Source organism: Microcoleus sp. BROC3 (genome assembly GCF_036702515.1).
In the GTDB taxonomy this organism is placed as follows: domain Bacteria; phylum Cyanobacteriota; class Cyanobacteriia; order Cyanobacteriales; family Microcoleaceae; genus Microcoleus.
In genome coordinates, this window is record NZ_JAUBTQ010000021.1 from 41,707 (window position 1) to 56,944 (window position 15,238).

General features: G+C 44.8%; 15 protein-coding genes. 4 read left to right on the forward strand and 11 right to left on the reverse strand.

Annotated elements, in window-relative coordinates:
• Positions 1 to 230: 230 nt before the first annotated feature.
• The gene (locus QUB30_RS15290; RefSeq protein WP_333334621.1) at positions 231 to 1,991 is read left to right on the forward strand and encodes an EamA family transporter; all 1,761 of its coding nucleotides are present in this window, start codon (positions 231 to 233) and stop codon (positions 1,989 to 1,991) included.
• A 105-nt stretch (positions 1,992 to 2,096) separates the two neighbouring features.
• Positions 2,097 to 2,657, forward strand: coding sequence for a Uma2 family endonuclease (locus QUB30_RS15295; protein ID WP_333334623.1), 561 nt, complete (start codon positions 2,097 to 2,099; stop codon positions 2,655 to 2,657).
• 47 nt (positions 2,658 to 2,704) lie between these two features.
• Here QUB30_RS15295 and QUB30_RS15300 read toward each other — a convergent pair whose 3' ends face one another.
• The 3 genes from QUB30_RS15300 to QUB30_RS15310 form a co-directional block, all read right to left on the reverse strand.
• Positions 2,705 to 4,735, reverse strand: a complete 2,031-nt coding sequence (locus QUB30_RS15300; protein WP_333334625.1) for a bifunctional serine/threonine-protein kinase/formylglycine-generating enzyme family protein — start codon at positions 4,733 to 4,735, stop codon at positions 2,705 to 2,707.
• A gap of 185 nt (positions 4,736 to 4,920) precedes the next feature.
• A complete protein-coding gene (locus QUB30_RS15305) occupies positions 4,921 to 5,076 on the reverse strand; it encodes a hypothetical protein (RefSeq protein WP_333334627.1) in 156 nt (51 codons plus the stop codon).
• Between the two features lie 336 nt (positions 5,077 to 5,412).
• Positions 5,413 to 5,817 carry a hypothetical protein gene (locus tag QUB30_RS15310; RefSeq protein WP_333334629.1) on the reverse strand — a complete coding sequence of 135 codons (405 nt, stop codon included), beginning with the start codon at positions 5,815 to 5,817 and terminating at the stop codon, positions 5,413 to 5,415.
• 640 nt (positions 5,818 to 6,457) lie between these two features.
• Between QUB30_RS15310 and QUB30_RS15315 the strand changes: the two genes are divergently transcribed.
• Positions 6,458 to 8,968, forward strand: coding sequence for an ATP-binding protein (locus tag QUB30_RS15315; protein WP_333334631.1), 2,511 nt, complete (start codon positions 6,458 to 6,460; stop codon positions 8,966 to 8,968).
• 382 nt (positions 8,969 to 9,350) lie between these two features.
• On the opposite strand, the gene QUB30_RS15320 is transcribed toward QUB30_RS15315, so the two are convergent.
• Positions 9,351 to 9,785 (reverse strand): MAPEG family protein, encoded by a 435-nt coding sequence (locus QUB30_RS15320; RefSeq protein WP_333334633.1) that lies wholly within the window; start codon positions 9,783 to 9,785, stop codon positions 9,351 to 9,353.
• Positions 9,786 to 9,800: 15 nt separating this feature from the next.
• On the reverse strand, positions 9,801 to 10,223 hold the full coding sequence (locus tag QUB30_RS15325) for a DUF6220 domain-containing protein (protein ID WP_333334635.1): 423 nt from the start codon (positions 10,221 to 10,223) through the stop codon (positions 9,801 to 9,803).
• A gap of 177 nt (positions 10,224 to 10,400) precedes the next feature.
• On the opposite strand from QUB30_RS15325, the gene QUB30_RS15330 reads away from it, so the two are divergent.
• Positions 10,401 to 11,147, forward strand: coding sequence for a LuxR C-terminal-related transcriptional regulator (locus QUB30_RS15330; RefSeq protein ID WP_333334637.1), 747 nt, complete (start codon positions 10,401 to 10,403; stop codon positions 11,145 to 11,147).
• A 128-nt stretch (positions 11,148 to 11,275) separates the two neighbouring features.
• On the opposite strand, the gene QUB30_RS15335 is transcribed toward QUB30_RS15330, so the two are convergent.
• The 6 genes from QUB30_RS15335 to QUB30_RS15360 form a co-directional block, all read right to left on the reverse strand.
• A complete protein-coding gene (locus QUB30_RS15335) occupies positions 11,276 to 12,349 on the reverse strand; it encodes a M14 family metallopeptidase (RefSeq protein ID WP_333334638.1) in 1,074 nt (357 codons plus the stop codon).
• Positions 12,350 to 12,618: 269 nt separating this feature from the next.
• The gene (locus tag QUB30_RS15340) at positions 12,619 to 12,873 is read right to left on the reverse strand and encodes a clan AA aspartic protease (protein ID WP_333334728.1); all 255 of its coding nucleotides are present in this window, start codon (positions 12,871 to 12,873) and stop codon (positions 12,619 to 12,621) included.
• Between the two features lie 68 nt (positions 12,874 to 12,941).
• On the reverse strand, positions 12,942 to 13,214 hold the full coding sequence (locus tag QUB30_RS15345) for a hypothetical protein (protein WP_333334641.1): 273 nt from the start codon (positions 13,212 to 13,214) through the stop codon (positions 12,942 to 12,944).
• Positions 13,215 to 13,274: 60 nt separating this feature from the next.
• Complete coding sequence (locus QUB30_RS15350) at positions 13,275 to 13,658, reverse strand: type II toxin-antitoxin system VapC family toxin (RefSeq protein WP_333334643.1); 384 nt, start codon at positions 13,656 to 13,658, stop codon at positions 13,275 to 13,277.
• Positions 13,655 to 13,891 carry a type II toxin-antitoxin system Phd/YefM family antitoxin gene (locus QUB30_RS15355; protein ID WP_333334645.1) on the reverse strand — a complete coding sequence of 79 codons (237 nt, stop codon included), beginning with the start codon at positions 13,889 to 13,891 and terminating at the stop codon, positions 13,655 to 13,657. The genes QUB30_RS15350 and QUB30_RS15355 overlap by 4 nt, the downstream gene beginning before the upstream one ends.
• Positions 13,892 to 14,112: 221 nt before the next feature.
• Complete coding sequence (locus QUB30_RS15360) at positions 14,113 to 15,138, reverse strand: hypothetical protein (RefSeq protein WP_333334647.1); 1,026 nt, start codon at positions 15,136 to 15,138, stop codon at positions 14,113 to 14,115.
• Positions 15,139 to 15,238: the final 100 nt, after the last annotated feature.

A 15,238-nucleotide genomic window follows, 5' to 3' on the forward strand; every position in this document is an offset into this window, starting at 1 on the left:
GTGGAGAGGTCAAGCTGTAGTATGATTTCTAATTGCACAAAGTGTTCTTGGGGGGATTCCCTGCGGGATAGCTTTGCTTCACGCAATTTTCTCACATTTCTAGCTTAGCGACTACTATTGATTCAACAGTGTCCGCAATCTTTTAGATCAACTCACTAAAACTTGCGGCCTGATTTGTCAAAATACTTAAGAACACTGAACGTGCAGTTTAAATTAGAGGTTATAGGCTAATGGCGCAGCGGAACGTATACTCGTCAAAGGGCGAGCCAGAGGATGCACAATCAGCAGAAGAAGTCCTCCACTCAGTAATGCAAGAACTGGACGCTTTGCATGAAAATGTCAAAGGCCAGTTAAATCAAGACATTACTCGGCTGCAAACTGAAAAAAATCACCTGATTGAAGATATTGAAGACCTCCGGGAGCAATATCGCAAATTGCAGTCTCAGCAAATGGAATCTCTGTCTGGGCGATACATTCAGCAGCAGCAATTGTGGCTGAAGCAGTTGGCTCAAGTTTTGGCTCACAATTTGCAGGATTTGTTGGTGCAGCGGTTCAACGAACTCAGCGCTAACTCGGGAAATTCTCTCAGCAGCCCGATTCCCAGCGGCGAGTTCCCGATACCCCTGCCGCCGAGCAACTACGACGAACGCGCCTCGCAGTTGCTGGCGGCGCTGGATGAAAGGATCGATCGCAGTTTCCAGATGCTGGAACAAGATTTAACCAGTTACGAAAGCGAGCTTTCCGTGCGGCTCAACAACATGAAAACCCTGGAACTACAAGGGGAAGAGCTGTTACAAAATCTCGTCAACCGCATCAGGGAAGAACTCGAAGAAGAAGAAGCATATCTTGAGAATCCTTTCGATGCTCAAGATTCCTATCCCGAGGAATCAACTAATTCTGTTAATTCTGTCCGCCCCCAATTTGTACAGCCAACACCTGCGGATGCGCCGCGGGAAGCCGTGCCACCGACGGCAACCGCTAAAGCATCTTCTCAAGTGCAGGCAGGTTTGGTGCTGGCTTTGTCTTCGGCGGTAGTATTGTCGCTGTTTAATGTTTGTTTGAGAATTCTGATTAAAGGCAAAAATCCTCGGATGGTTTTTGGGTTCTTTGAATTTCCGGGGGTGGTGACTCCAGGTTTTGGAAATTCTTTGTTGATTTTGTTGATGCGGCTGATCGTGGTGATGGCTTTGATGCCGATATTGGCGACATTTTTGTATCCTTCTGTCTGGAAAGATATTAGGCGGTTGTTCCAGTCGGGCGATCGAGCTTTGTGGGGGAAGGTTTTAGGAAGCGCATTTTTTCTGTTTTTGTCTCAGGTTTTGATTTATTTGGCGATCGGCAATATTCCAGCCGGGATTGCGATTACGATTTTCTTTATTTACCCGATCGTCACCGTACTGGGTTCTTGGATCTTGTTTGGCTCTCGCCCGAGCACAGTCGGCTTTTTGGCGATAGTCGGGATTACCGCAGGTCTGATTTTAGCTGGGTGGCCGAGTTTTGCGGCCCCAGCTCCGGGCGGCGGCAATGTTGGAGTGGGAGTCGCTGCGGCACTGGCTTCTGGGATTACCTTTGCAGGTTACGTATTGCTGACGCAAATGGCCGCGGGCAAGCTGCACCCAATTCCTTTTAGTCTAGTTAATTTCGCCGCGATTTTTGTATTTTCCTCCCTGAGTTTGTGGGTGCCGCTGTCGGAAAATTTTTCTCCTAAAATCGACCAAAATGTTTGGCCCGGTTTGATTTTGGGAGGTGTTGTTTTAGGGGTGCTGACGCTGTTTAGCTATCTTTTGAATAATTTTGCCATCCGCTTTGCGGGGGCCGCCTTAGCGTCAGTAATTGGCACTTTGGGGCCGGCGATGACCGCACTTTTTGCTTTTATAATTATCAATGAGAAGTTGCAGCCTGTGGCAATTCTGGGCATGGCTGTGGTGACGTTGAGCGTTGCTGCTATGAGTGTGGAACGCATAATGGCTCCTCAAAAGAAGGCTAGTTAAGGCAAGAATTTGTCCTTCATAATAGATACGAACCCCGACTTTTAAACAGTCGGGGTTCTGATATCTATCCCATTGAAAATCTAAAATTTAAAATCGACTTGACCTATGACTACAGTCATTAAAATATCGCCCAACTTAGAGGAGTTCCTAAAACTTCCAGAAACGGAGCCAGCTTCTGAATATATCAACAAAGAAATAATTCAAAAACCCATGCCTCAAGGTGAACATAGCAGATTGCAGGGTAAGCTTTGCAATGTCATCAACCAAATAGTCGAAACACCAAAGATTGCTTATGCTTTTCCAGAGTTGCGTTGCACTTTCGGCGGTGTATCACTCGTCCCAGATGTAGCAGTATTCCGGTGGGAAAGAATTCCCTTTCTACCATCTGGTAGAATTGCTAACCGCTTTGAAATTTATCCAGACTGGGCGATTGAAATTCTTTCTCCCGAACAAAGCCAAACAAAAGTGCTTGCTAAATTACTTGCTTGTTCGCAACAAGGCACTGAATTGGGCTGGTTAGTAATTCCAGAAGAAGAAAGTATTTTAGCGGTATTTCCCGGGCAAAGAGTGGAGTTGTACGAAGGTGGAACTGATTTGCCAATACTTAATGGGATTGAGTTAGAATTGACTGTTGAAACAGTTTTTAGCTGGTTGAGTTTTAGTTAAGTTAAAAAGAGCGTGAAGCGGAGCTATCCCGTAGAGAATCGCCATTGTTAAACAACAGAAACCACCACTCGAAAACCCACAATACTAGCCTTGCAATCCGGCTGATATCTGAGGCGACACGCGCTGCGACAATTCGGAGGATGATCGTTCCAAGAACCGCCCCGCAACAACCTCAGCGAAGAGTCCCCGTCAGACTCCCAAACGCTGCCATCAGCAGGCGCACCGTTATAATTATTGTGCCAAGAATCCGCGCACCATTCCCAAACATTTCCGTGGAAATCGTACAATCCGAAAGCATTAGGTTGAAAACTGCCAACATCTGTCGTTTGAAAGCGATAAATTCCCTTCGGCGCTTCAGCGTAATTAGAACTTCCGTTGTAATTTGCTAACTCGCTGGTAATCGTTTCCCCAAAGTGAAACGGTGTCATAGTTTCCCCCCGGCAAGCATATTCCCATTGGGCTTCGCTAGGCAAGCAATAATTATTACCAGTTTGGCGAGAAAGTCTAGCGCAAAACTCCACAACCTCGTACCAAGATACATTTTCTACAGGTCGATTTGCACCTTTAAAACGGGCAGCATCGGGATTGAGAAATATTTTAATTTGCGGCAGTGCCGCAACTGCTTTCCACTGGGCCTGAGTGACTGGAAATTTGCCAATATAGAAAGATGCTAAAGTGACTGGGTGCTGGGGTTTTTCGTCGCTGTCACCCCGATTTTTTGGGGAACCCATGAGGAAAGTACCGCCAGGAACAGATACCATTTCCAGGACTGTACTGTTACCGAGAGGTTCTTCAAAAAAACGCGCTTGGCCGCTGTTAAGGTTAGTTGGCTGCCCGCGCTTGTCTACTGTCACTACCTGAAATTCAAAAGTGCTTTTGACAGCCGCAATTCTCTGCGATGCCTTGTTATGAGGCGGATTGGTGTTGGATTTTTCCCTAGGATTGACAGAGATATTGCTATTGATTTGCCGGCTTTGATTGAGGGGAGTATTGATAGCAAGTGGGCCTCCCTTTGTCACAGCAGAATTTAAAGCAAGTGGCCCTCCCTTTGTCGCAGCAGAATTTAAAGCAAGTTGTCCTCCCTTGACAAAAGGGGGTTGGGGGGGTAAAGAATAGATATTTAAAGCTTTGATTACTTCATCAGCAGATTGATATCTATTTTTGAGATAATCTTGAATTAACTTATCTAAAATTTTTGTCAACTCGCTGCTGAGTTTTGTGCCTGCGGGCAACCGTTCTCTCCAAATCCAGCCGCCGTTTATCGGGTCATAAAGGTCATCGGAACCGTCAACTTTTGGCAAACATTGAGTTAGCAGTCTCAGGCAACTTATTCCCAAACTGTACAAATCGCTTCCGGGGAAAACTTGACCGCGCATTTGTTCTACCGGCGAATATCCGGGAGTTCCTACAGTTGTGCCTACTTTGCTCATCAGCGAGCCCGTCACTTGTTTGGAAATGCCGAAATCTATCAAAACTAACTCTCCGCGCCCTCCCCTTCGGAAAGCTGAATTGCGAAAATTTCCCGCCTTTGGCAGGGATGAGCTAACAGAGGTGCGTCGGCGCATGATATTCTCAAGTTTGATGTCTCGGTGAATGACATGGCGATCGTGCACAAATTTCAGAATCGGCAAAATATCTGCCAGTAACTGCCAAATTTTTTCTTCGCTAAAAACACCCTGCTGAGTTAATTCTGCTAGTAAAGTTTGCCCCTCAATCAACTCTTGTACTAAATAAAGTCGCTTGTCTTGTTCAAAATAAGCAATTAATCGAGGAATTTGGGGATGTTCGCCGAGTTCGTAAAGTCGTTTTGCTTCTGCCTTAAACAATTCTGTGGCTTTTTTAAGCGCCGAGGTTCCTTGAAATTGGGGTACAAACTGCTTGATTACGCACGGATCGTCCATTCGATCGGTATCTACCGCTTCATAAGTTCTGCCAAATCCCCCTTCGCCCAACAGTCGAATCACGCGGTAGCGGTTTCTGAATAGAGGGTTGAGGCCTTGAGCTCCGCAACTTTGACAAAATTTAGAGTTGTCGGGATTGAAAGGATTAGAGCACCTGGGATTAGAACAGTAGAACATATCTGGGAAGAAATGATCCGGTTAAGGTTATGATATCATGTCGGGTTGATTTGTTAATTGATACTCGGCTGGTAATTGGTAATTGATAATCGGTAATCGTTAATCGTTAATCGGTGGGTATTACCCCTCATTTGTGCGTTCCGAATATATTCGGACTTGGGAATTATAACTTACTGACTCGCTCATTATTCTTTAACGCCGATATTCCTCGTCACAGTCGCCAATCCACTGATATCAATCCCTCGATTTCTTAAACATCGGGTTAAGCCGATGACATCTGCTGCATCCCGGATCAAACCAAAAACCCTAGAATTATCTGCTAAATGTTGGGAAGCGGGCATCAAGATATTTAAAGATAAATCCCGATCGCACTTTTGGCATGGATATTTCCGTGAGTTTCAGACACCTGCCACATTCCGTTTAATACGCCGTTAAATTGGGAGTAAACTGCGATCGGCCGCTCTATCTAAATTCATCGCAATTGGAAGAATCAGTAATCTCTTCACAAAAGCCAGTATAGTACAACTAGGCGATCGCCCAAACCAAAGAGCGATCGCACTCTCCGCATAACAATCAGGCTAGAAACCCCAAGTGCGATCGCGCGCAGAGAATTTTGAAATATTCGGTATGGCGATCGAGTGTGGGAAACTACAATTCATCAAATGAATGATTGCATATTACTTTGTAGTTTGGGGCAACAATTGATTTAGTGCGCCGCACAAGTATCCCTTCACCGTGTCTTTACTTGCACCCACCCCACTCGGAAGGGTAAAGATCATTTCAACATTTAATAGATTGCCCTCCATTGAGGCAAATACGTCAATTGGCAAAGCACGCTGAAATGCTGTTGGGGGATTTTCGGCTTTCATTACACCTAAGTTCACATCCGTGCTGAGAGTCTTGATGCCCTCGCGCGCCAAAATTGGTCGCAATTGGGAAAATGCTCTCTCTATCGATAACCCCTCAACCTGAACACGTGCAGAAAAGGCGGCACCATTCAAAAAGTCCCCCTTTTTTTGAAAGCTTTCCTCGCAGGTTGTGGCAACAGCGGGGGTGGCTAAACACATGAGACCTAGACTCAAGACAAGCGATCGCATATTAACTGAGTTCTAAGAATGAAACAATCATCAAGATCATGATGAACCATCATAGGATTATTTGGCAAGTGATGCAAATGCCTTCGATGGTTTTTAGTATGAGTTGCAGTCCGGTTAGTATTCGATTTTATTCTAGCAAGTATAGAAACTAGAAGAATTAAGGGTAAAGAGTAAAAGAGCGATCGCACGCTCTTTAATGAGCGATCGCTCTACTGGTATTTTTAAAGTATTCGGTATTGCGATAGCGCTCGCTAGCTAACGGCACATTAAACAAAGTGAAAAGATTCAATAGAGTCCGTTTCAACTGAGATATTGCACCATTCTCGCTTAACAGGCATTTCGACCTGTTCTACAAAAAGTAAGTGAATTTTATTGTGGGGTGGACAGGAGCGCCCTTCGAGTGAAAGGCTTATTGCAACTCGTGCACGATATCAGTTCCAACGAGTTGTTTTGCTCAAGAGTGCGATCGCTAATAACCTCAACTGATTGCGCCTCAATCTTCCACCGCTACATTAGATCGAGCTGAAACTTTTCATCCCTAGAAGGAAACACTAGGTATTTGTTCTTTTTCTTGATTGTGGCAATTACACTTGGATCACAATAAGATTACTCCTATCTGCTTGTTATGGAAACAGATCGCGTGCCATTTCTGAATCGCCTCCGGCGCACCATGTCCTCTGCGGAAGCTTGGGGGTTTAGTGTGGTTGGATATCTGATGTGGTTTACCTTAGCGCCGTCGATGCAAGCAGAAATTGGCTCCGCATCCCTGTTGGTCTGGATTCCTGGTGCGATCGTCGGAATTCTGTTTAACCTTCAAGTTCAGAGTTTGGGTGAGAAATATCCAGATGTATCTGGGGGAACACCAAATTACATCACGCGACTGCTGCATCGTTACCCTGCCCTTTCGCGCTACTTGGGTATTGCCTACTACTTGGGGTGGGTTTCCTTTCCGGCCATTAATGCGATCGTCATCACAGATTTGATCCAATTCCATTTAGAACCGATGGGGCTGAATGTTCCAGAAAAAGTGTTTGAGATCGGTTTTACTGCGATCGCTTACTTTGTAGCATTCAGTGGCACCCGCGCCGTCGCCATTCTGCACCTGTTTTTTGTCTTTCCTTCGATCGGCTTTTTACTCCTCTTCTGCGTTCAGGGTTTAGGCTGGCTTGCCTTGGAGCCCCAAAGCCCCGGACTCTTGCCCAGCAGCATTGATGCCATCAGTGTCCGGGACTGGCTGAAATGGTACTTGTTTGCCGCTTATAGCTTCTGTGGCTGCGACACAGCTTCATCCTTTGTCGCAGACAGTCTCCACCCAAAAAACACCATCAAGGCGCTGTCTTGGGTTGCCTGGTTCATGCCTCTGGTGTTTGTCGGTGGCAGTTTAGTGTTGTTGCAGTTGGCAACAGATCCCGGTTTAGAAGGCAATTTGTACGGCAATTTCCTGGCGGCTGCCAAGCCTTTCTGGGGAGACGCTGCCCCTGTCACAGTCACATTGCTGGTTGCCGCTAGCTGTTTGTTGGGATCTGCGACTAGCGTTTGCAATACGCCCCGCATCCTTTTCCAACTCGCGCAGGATGGGCTGTTGTCTCCAGTGTTTGGCGCAGCGTCCCGTCGGGGTTCCCTAGAACCCGCGCTGCTGCTAACCTTTATCTGCAGTTTAGGATTTTTAGTCTGGGGCAACACCACTCGAATTGTCGTGGTGTCAGGGGTGAGTTTTTTCATTTCTATCATGGGGTTCCACTTGGGGCTGTGGATGCAGCGCCACGATCCAGTCGTGCGTTGGGGGCGACTATCCTTAGCATTGCTGGTGGTGGAGTTCATTTCCCTGGTGGTGGGTGGTGTTAGCTGGGGATGGATGGATTTTGGCCTCGGGTTGCTGTTGCCGTTAGCAGCGATCGCGATCGACGCTGCAATTCGGCGGATTCCTTGGGCCCCTTTGCACTTACCGTGGTGGGATCGACTCCATGCCAAGCCGCTGAACCATCCTGAAAACGAAGATTTTGTAGTGCTTCAGATCGGAGTTTTGATTGCGCTGATTTGCAGTGCAGCGACAATCAGTTGGCTGATCAGATCCTGGCTGCGGGTAGAAGTCGGAACCAACAATCCCTATCTGATGATTATTGTGTTGATGACGCTGGCATTTGTGGGAGTAGCGATTGCTTGCTGGACAACTCTGCCCCAGGTTGCTGCGATCGAAGAACTAGCAATTTCCTCAACCGCGCAAGCTAAAGAACTGGAGAGGACTCTAAACGAACTGAAAAAAGCCCAGATGCAAGTTATCCAAAGCGAAAAAATGTCTAGCTTGGGACAGTTGGTTGCGGGAATTGTCTATCAAATCGGTGGCCCGGTTGGCTTCATCCACGGTAATCTCACCCTCCTGGACGAATACACCCAAAATCTGCTGCGGATGATCGAACTCTATCAACATCGCCATCCCAGCAACGATCCAGACGTGCAAGCAATGGCAGAGGAAATCGACTTGGAATTCCTCACTGAAGATATCCAAAAGATCGTGTCATCTATGAAGGTAGGGACTGAGCGAATTCGCGGTATTGTCGTCTCGTTGCGAAATTTTTCTCGCATGGATGAAGCAGACTTCAAAGATGTTGATATCCATGAGGGAATTGAGAGCACTTTGCTGATTTTGCAACACCGACTCAAAGATAAAGCAGACCGTCCAGCCGTCGTAGTGATCGAAGACTATGGCACATTGCCCAAGGTGGAATGTTTCCCCGGACAACTCAATCAGGTATTCATGAATATTTTGGTGAATGCCTTGGATGCCCTGGATGATATGAATACCAAACGCTCCTATCAGGAGCTTAAAGACACCCCGAACCAGATTACGATTCGGACTTCTGCGATCGACAATCAATGGGTGGAGGTGGCGATCGCTGATAACGGAATCGGTATGCCAGACCCAGTGAAGCAGCGCATTTTTGACCCCTTTTTCACCACCAAACCCATCGGTAAAGGTACGGGTTTGGGGATGTCAATTACTTATCAAATCATTACTGAAAAACATCGCGGTAAAATCAAGTGTTTTTCTACACCTGGCTCAGGTACTGAGTTTGTGATTCAGATCCCCATTCGGCAACAAACAATTTCAGCATTCCCGATCGCTGCTGAATCTTAACGACTTCGGTTTCAGTGCAGCCCTCAAACAATCTGAGGCGGTACAATAATCGATCGGAGTGTCAATTACCGCCAACTGCTCGATCACAAGGCGTAAGAATCAAAGATAGCGCGATCGCCCTTTCCAAATCGCCCTTTCCAAAAATCGCACTCTTTGCATAACAATAAGGATAGAAATTAAGAGAGCGATCGCACCGAATTGAAGGGCTATCGCTCTACTGGTAATTTTAAAGTATTGGGTATTGCGATCGCGACCTAACGACTTGGTTCAGTGGCAGACCGCCCCGCAAGACCCCGAACACACAGGCAGAAACAGGGCGGGCTTTCCGCTGCACCCTCATTGTTCGGCGACTGTTGATAACTTCTACCTCATTTGAACGAGGTTAATTGATTGTACCAAAGTGGATAAGTGCTGCGCGGATCGCGATGAACCACACCGCGAGCGTGGCAAATAGGTAGAGGTAGAACCGAAGTATGATGAGATTGAATGTGCAATGAACAGCACTATGCAATGTACGAAACACAACGAATACCCACGCGGCGTTCACATACACTGTATCCACCTGCTTTGTGATGAACAGGTATAGGACAAGCGCATAGAAAAGTACCGGAATCTCGAACAGGTTTTTTAGGTTATCCGATGGATTGGATACGCTTGGTGGCGAAATTTGCGCCAGTGCGCCCGGTACAGCAAGTTCATTCTGGGCGAGCTTTCTACTGGTGATAAAACTGATACGGCGGATGTACATATACGCCCAGACTAAGAATGTTAGAAACACTGTTGCAAAAAAGGGACTAAAAATTGTATCTTGCGTCATTTCTACCTCTCAAATTTAATAGTTATGATTGTTGGTGGGCGATAAAGTGCGCCCTAGAGAATGTACAAGGCTTGAAGAAACATAGAGTAATGTAAATCCAATTAGAGGATGGAGTATTTCGAGGTGAAGAGGACTTTTGAGATGAATGCTGGCAAATTGTAGTCCAAGCAGCACTGGCAAACTTGTGGCGAGATGTCGTATTCTGCGTGAGAAGGGGGCCATTAACGACCATCCCAGTAATACTAATGACAGCCCACTGTACCCTCGCACGAACCAAACATGAATATTCCACCATGCAGGATTATTGAAGTAGGCAACTCCAACCGTTAATAACTGAGCAATCAAGCAGACATTAAAGATGATTGAAGTCACATAAAAGCCGAGCTGTATCCAAGGTGTGGGAGTGCGATCGCGATCGGTTTCCAAACTTGTTGTCATGTCAAGTTGCTTTTGAGATTACAAGGGTAATATAATTCGAGTATTGCAATGCTTCTAGACCTCGATCGGGTACTCTTTTTGACAATCAAGCAATTTGGTTACAAGCCCCCGGATTCATCCGTGGGGTCAATTCTAAAATCTAAAATCTAAAATCTAAAATCGGTTGACACCATGACCATGAAAAGTCCCTTGCAGCTTTTATTTGAAGCGCTCGACCAGGTAAAGGACGAACAAGATTTGCGATCGCAAATCGTGCCCAAAATCGGTGAGTATTTTGCAGCTAAACGATCTGGAATCTTTTTCTTCGATCGACTTCCTTTAGCAGATAGCAATTTTCAGAAAACATTGAAAGTTGCGCTATCGATCGAACATAATCCTGTTGCACGTTATTTAGTGGAGCGCCATGCTCCTGTCCATGAAGCATTAGTGACATCATCTCCCAAGGTTTGGACAATAATTTGTCCCCGACCCGATCATTGGCACGTGATGGCGGGGCCGATTGTCAGTCGCGGTCAATTAATAGGTGTAGTGGGTTGTACGCGCGATCGGTCAATGCCCGCCTTCGATACAGAAAATCTAGCGGATTTGAGTGCGATCTGTTTGCATTTGTCTGTTTGGGCTGCAACAGTACGCGCGGCGAAGCTATCCGGTAGGGAATCGCAACACCAACCTTTCAAGACCTCACGCCTAACGCCTCGTGAATTGCAAATTGCCGAATTGGTTGCTTTGGGGCGAACCAACGCAGGAATCGGGAGGGAACTTTGGATTACTGAGAATTCAGTGAAGCAAGCTTTGAAGCGAATGTTCCGCAAGCTTGAGGTTTCGTCTCGTGCAGAAATGGTTGCACAGCTTTCGGCGACCAAATATAATTTGCCAAGTGTAAAAATGTCTCCATCCAACTTGATGCAGAACACCCACCAATAAACTTAACGCTAGAAACCCCGAGAGCGATCCTCTTCGAGGGCTTCGCTAACGCATTGAATTGAAGAGCGATCGCGCTACTGGTAATTTAGAAGTATTGGGTTTTGCGATCGCTTACCGTCGCAACTCCTTCAGTCAATCAAGGCTCGTTTACAAACATCAAGCCCTTGAGTTAAGCATTGTTCTCGCCACTTTCGAGATATGGGTGCAAACATTTCTACCAACTGGTGTTTTGTCCATTCATATTTCTGGTGTGACTTACCGCACCAGTAAGCACGATTCTCAGCCCGCAATGCCTTGATAACTTGAATCGTCGAGTAAGTACCGAATTCTGCTGTTAGTAAATCATAGCGACAATCTGGTATAAGAGCTTGGCACCAAGTTTTTAATCCACCGCGAAGTGGATATGACACACCTTCTGTACAGTTCGGTTCTATTGTTTCTGCTCCAAATCGTTGAGCTAGTCTTGAACAAGATTCTGATGTTGCAGATGCGTCAAGCAAAAGCTTATAAGTTCCCCAGCGTCCTAAACCTGTGTGGAAATCAATATGCACTACCTCTGAAGCATTACCAATCCATTGGGGCAAATTGCTAGCTAGAATCTCTTGAGTTTTGGATGCAGCATGACCGCCAAAAAAAAGCCCCTTTGGAAAATCGTATTGCCCTACAGGAAAAGTGTTTTTCAAATTCGTCATTCCATATCTCAATATCAACCAGAGAGCATGAATAATATAAGGTTCAAATCGTGATGGAGGTGAAGTTGGATTGAGAAAAGAATTGAATTTAGGATAATCTTTGGGGCTGCCCTCAAAAACTTCTTCAGGCAACAAAAAGTTACGATTTAAATCTATGTTGTTTTCATTCCAACGTCGCCGCCAGGCAAAACCATAAGGATTCAGAGAATGAATAAGTACAACTTTAATATCAGGTGACAAGGATGTGAGAAGTTGGTGATTTTCTAACAAGGTAAGTTGAATTGCAGAGCCCAGAAAGCCTTCTACTCCATGCAAGCCACTAGAAATGACTACACATCGTCGTGGGTTGGAAGAACCACCGATCGCCACATCAATAGTTAATTCTTCACCAGTTGGACTAACCCGATCGATTGGATAGGCAGTGTGCTGATAACCGACAGATGAAGATGCTGCTCGAAATCGCTCTCGTGCCGTAATGTAGTTGGGTGAAAATGCTTCTGAATAGCTCATAAATCTTCATTACCCACCAGTAACCTTACAATTATGCTTCAACAGATAACTCAGAGCGTATAACTATTAATTATACTGTAGTTGCGGTCTAACACTTCGATCGCCCAAACCAATATCACACTATCCATAGGACAATAAGGCTAGAAACTAACGGAGCGATCGTACCGAATTGAAGGGCGATCGACCAAATGGTAATTTTGAAGTATTCGGTATTGCGATCGAACCTTGAAACTACAACTAATTAATCGTCACTAACCCCCCTCAGTAAACTAAACCACAAGCTCATGTTCATCCAAAAGAGCAGTCCCAACTAGAGGTCGCCGTCCTGTAGCAAATACACGAATCTCTCGTTCCTCTCCGTTCCAAAGAATAATAGCTTTATGAACTGGCAGTATAACTTCGCTATTATCAGCTAAATTCACGGGCAAATCATATCTAAACGGAAGACCTAGCAGAGCAACTGCTTCTGGTGGTAAACAAATCTGATCCGTAAATCCTGTATCTATCACAAACTCGATCCGGATGTCCGATCAATTCGGAATACGAAATAGCACAGTAATAATCGCGTGTCCATCAACCACAATACCTGAAATCACTTAGACACGCGCTCCATGACACCACCTAGAGATGCAGCAACATTATATCCAATACGGATACCAAAGAGTCGAGCATTTGGATTTTTTGCACTCAGGTAATCAGCAGCGTGTAAGCCATTTTCATCAACTTTATAGTCGTCTGTTTCAATATCAATGATGACCATCTTGCCAATATTCTCTTCTAATTCAATTTTTTGGCGGATGGTGCTCTCATACAAATGTTTCGCACGACGCGCGACTTCTTCACGACTCAAAAGGATTGTTTGCATACATTCCCTCTTTTTTATAATTCTTGCTCTTGTTATGGATATGATAGCTCACTTGCACTGCTACATAACGCTGACTGAGTAGGCACGAATTGCTCCATCTACTGTCGCAATAGTCATACCATTCTGTAAAGCTTGACATATCAGCATTCTGTCAAATGGATCGCGATGTAATGGTGGCAGTTTAGCCAGTTGAGTTACGCTACTTTCATCAAGAGAAAGACTGACAATTTGATGAAGATCGCGCTGTTTGGGTAAATATGTTTCGGGATGTTCCGGCAGAGGTAACTTACCCAACTGGTACTTGACAATTGCTTCCCAGACTGAAACTGCACTCAAATATACCTCATTATCTGGATCGCGAATTGCATCTCGAACATCTGTTGATAACTGGGCGTCACCACTGATGAACCATAAAAAGATGTGCGTATCTAGCAGAATCTTCATTTACCTTCAAATGAACTGAGGATATCTTCCGGCAAAGGAGCGTCGAAATCATCTGGAACGGTAAACTCGCCTGCACACAAACCGAATGGTCGCAATTGCTTGCTGCTAGAAATAGGTCTTAGTTCGGCGATCGGCTTATCTGCTTGCAGGATAACAAAAGTTTCACCTGCCTCCACTTGACGCAGATACTTTGAAGGATCGCGCTGAATTTCATCAACTGTCACGTTCAACATAAAAATGCCTCAGTATAAAGCTCAATGGAGAATACTCCGCCTCACTCAATTGTAGATGATGGAGTGTATGCTCCCAGTTAGGATAAGTCTTGATCGTAATTAGTGAATTAAAGAGCGATCGACCGCAGATAATGGCGAATCACAGCACGAGCAGGTTCCGTAGCATAAGTCAGATCCAACCGGGTTGTTATGTGGCTGGCAAACTTCCGATACTTGATAGCTTACCAAGATAAATTTCCTTGTAAACTATTTTTCTGAGCCTTCATCCTTAGAAGAGCAACTAATGTAGCAATCTCCTCAGCAATGATTTCAGGCATCCCAACATGAGGAATTTTAAAATTTGGGAGCCAGACAGTTGCCCGCTCCTCTTCAAGTGTTGGAGCAGAAGATTTCACATGAGTTGTAACGATTGTCCAGACAGCTTCTTGAACTCGTTTAATCCTTTCTTGATGACTAATATTTTTCTCAATAGCAGGTGAATATTCCCATTCTGAATGATAATTGCACGCTGACAACTCATATTGAAGATATGCTATTTTCTCCTGTACGGGATTATGTTTAAGCTCAGCTTCAATTTCTCTACCCAATATCCAGTCTTGTACAAGCTCATGGTGTTCTGAGTCCGATAAGCTGTTATATTCTTCTTCCGAGATTCCAAGTTCTTGGGCTGGGTTCCGTTCTAGATTGTCCTTCATTTTATCAAATTCTTGATGTGCTATAACTTTTCCTATTAGCGCATCTACAGTCGTTAACTTTGCCTCTTCATGCAAATCGTTAAACTGCTTAGAACCAACAACAATATAGGGCACGTAGCTTCCATGAGCAACTTTCAACTTGAGTTCCATCCACGGCTTTCTGTACTCAGGAACCCCGTATTTTCTCTGAACGTGATAATGTAAACCTGTATTAAATCCTTCTCCCATACCATCAAATTCAATACATAGAATTGGTTCGTCTTGTTGATTGCAAACTGTATAGTCTATTGATGTTTTTTTTAGAATGTTCTTATCTTTTTCAGAAATTATCAAAAATTTAACAGATGATGACTTTATACTCTCTTGGTATCCCAAAACTCCCAGAGACACCTGAGACATATAATCATCTAAATCAACAATACTTTTTGTATCAAAAACATTTAAATATGGGAGATTGTGCCAAATATTATATTTGTCTCCCCAAGTTCTTGCTAATTTAGCATAATAGTTACGTTCAGCTTTACTCCCAAAAACAGATTTTTTAATAGCCATAAAATTTAAAAAAATTTACAAAAAACTAATTTTACTTACACAGGAATTTAGGGTATTGCCTTACAGACAACCTTGAGGGTAATCATCCTGGTGTACAAAC

Bases quoted from the DNA above. Each gene is read 5' to 3' on its own strand.
- QUB30_RS15290 (WP_333334621.1), top strand. From the start codon at position 231: ATGGCGCAGCGGAACGTATACTCGTCAAAGGGCGAGCCAGAGGATGCA.
- QUB30_RS15295 (WP_333334623.1), top strand. From the start codon at position 2,097: ATGACTACAGTCATTAAAATATCGCCCAACTTAGAGGAGTTCCTAAAA.
- QUB30_RS15300 (WP_333334625.1), bottom strand. From the start codon at position 4,735: ATGTTCTACTGTTCTAATCCCAGGTGCTCTAATCCTTTCAATCCCGAC.
- QUB30_RS15305 (WP_333334627.1), bottom strand. From the start codon at position 5,076: ATGCCCGCTTCCCAACATTTAGCAGATAATTCTAGGGTTTTTGGTTTG.
- QUB30_RS15315 (WP_333334631.1), top strand. From the start codon at position 6,458: ATGGAAACAGATCGCGTGCCATTTCTGAATCGCCTCCGGCGCACCATG.
- QUB30_RS15320 (WP_333334633.1), bottom strand. From the start codon at position 9,785: ATGACGCAAGATACAATTTTTAGTCCCTTTTTTGCAACAGTGTTTCTA.
- QUB30_RS15325 (WP_333334635.1), bottom strand. From the start codon at position 10,223: ATGACAACAAGTTTGGAAACCGATCGCGATCGCACTCCCACACCTTGG.
- QUB30_RS15330 (WP_333334637.1), top strand. From the start codon at position 10,401: ATGAAAAGTCCCTTGCAGCTTTTATTTGAAGCGCTCGACCAGGTAAAG.
- QUB30_RS15335 (WP_333334638.1), bottom strand. From the start codon at position 12,349: ATGAGCTATTCAGAAGCATTTTCACCCAACTACATTACGGCACGAGAG.
- QUB30_RS15345 (WP_333334641.1), bottom strand. From the start codon at position 13,214: ATGCAAACAATCCTTTTGAGTCGTGAAGAAGTCGCGCGTCGTGCGAAA.
- QUB30_RS15350 (WP_333334643.1), bottom strand. From the start codon at position 13,658: ATGAAGATTCTGCTAGATACGCACATCTTTTTATGGTTCATCAGTGGT.
- QUB30_RS15355 (WP_333334645.1), bottom strand. From the start codon at position 13,891: ATGTTGAACGTGACAGTTGATGAAATTCAGCGCGATCCTTCAAAGTAT.
- QUB30_RS15360 (WP_333334647.1), bottom strand. From the start codon at position 15,138: ATGGCTATTAAAAAATCTGTTTTTGGGAGTAAAGCTGAACGTAACTAT.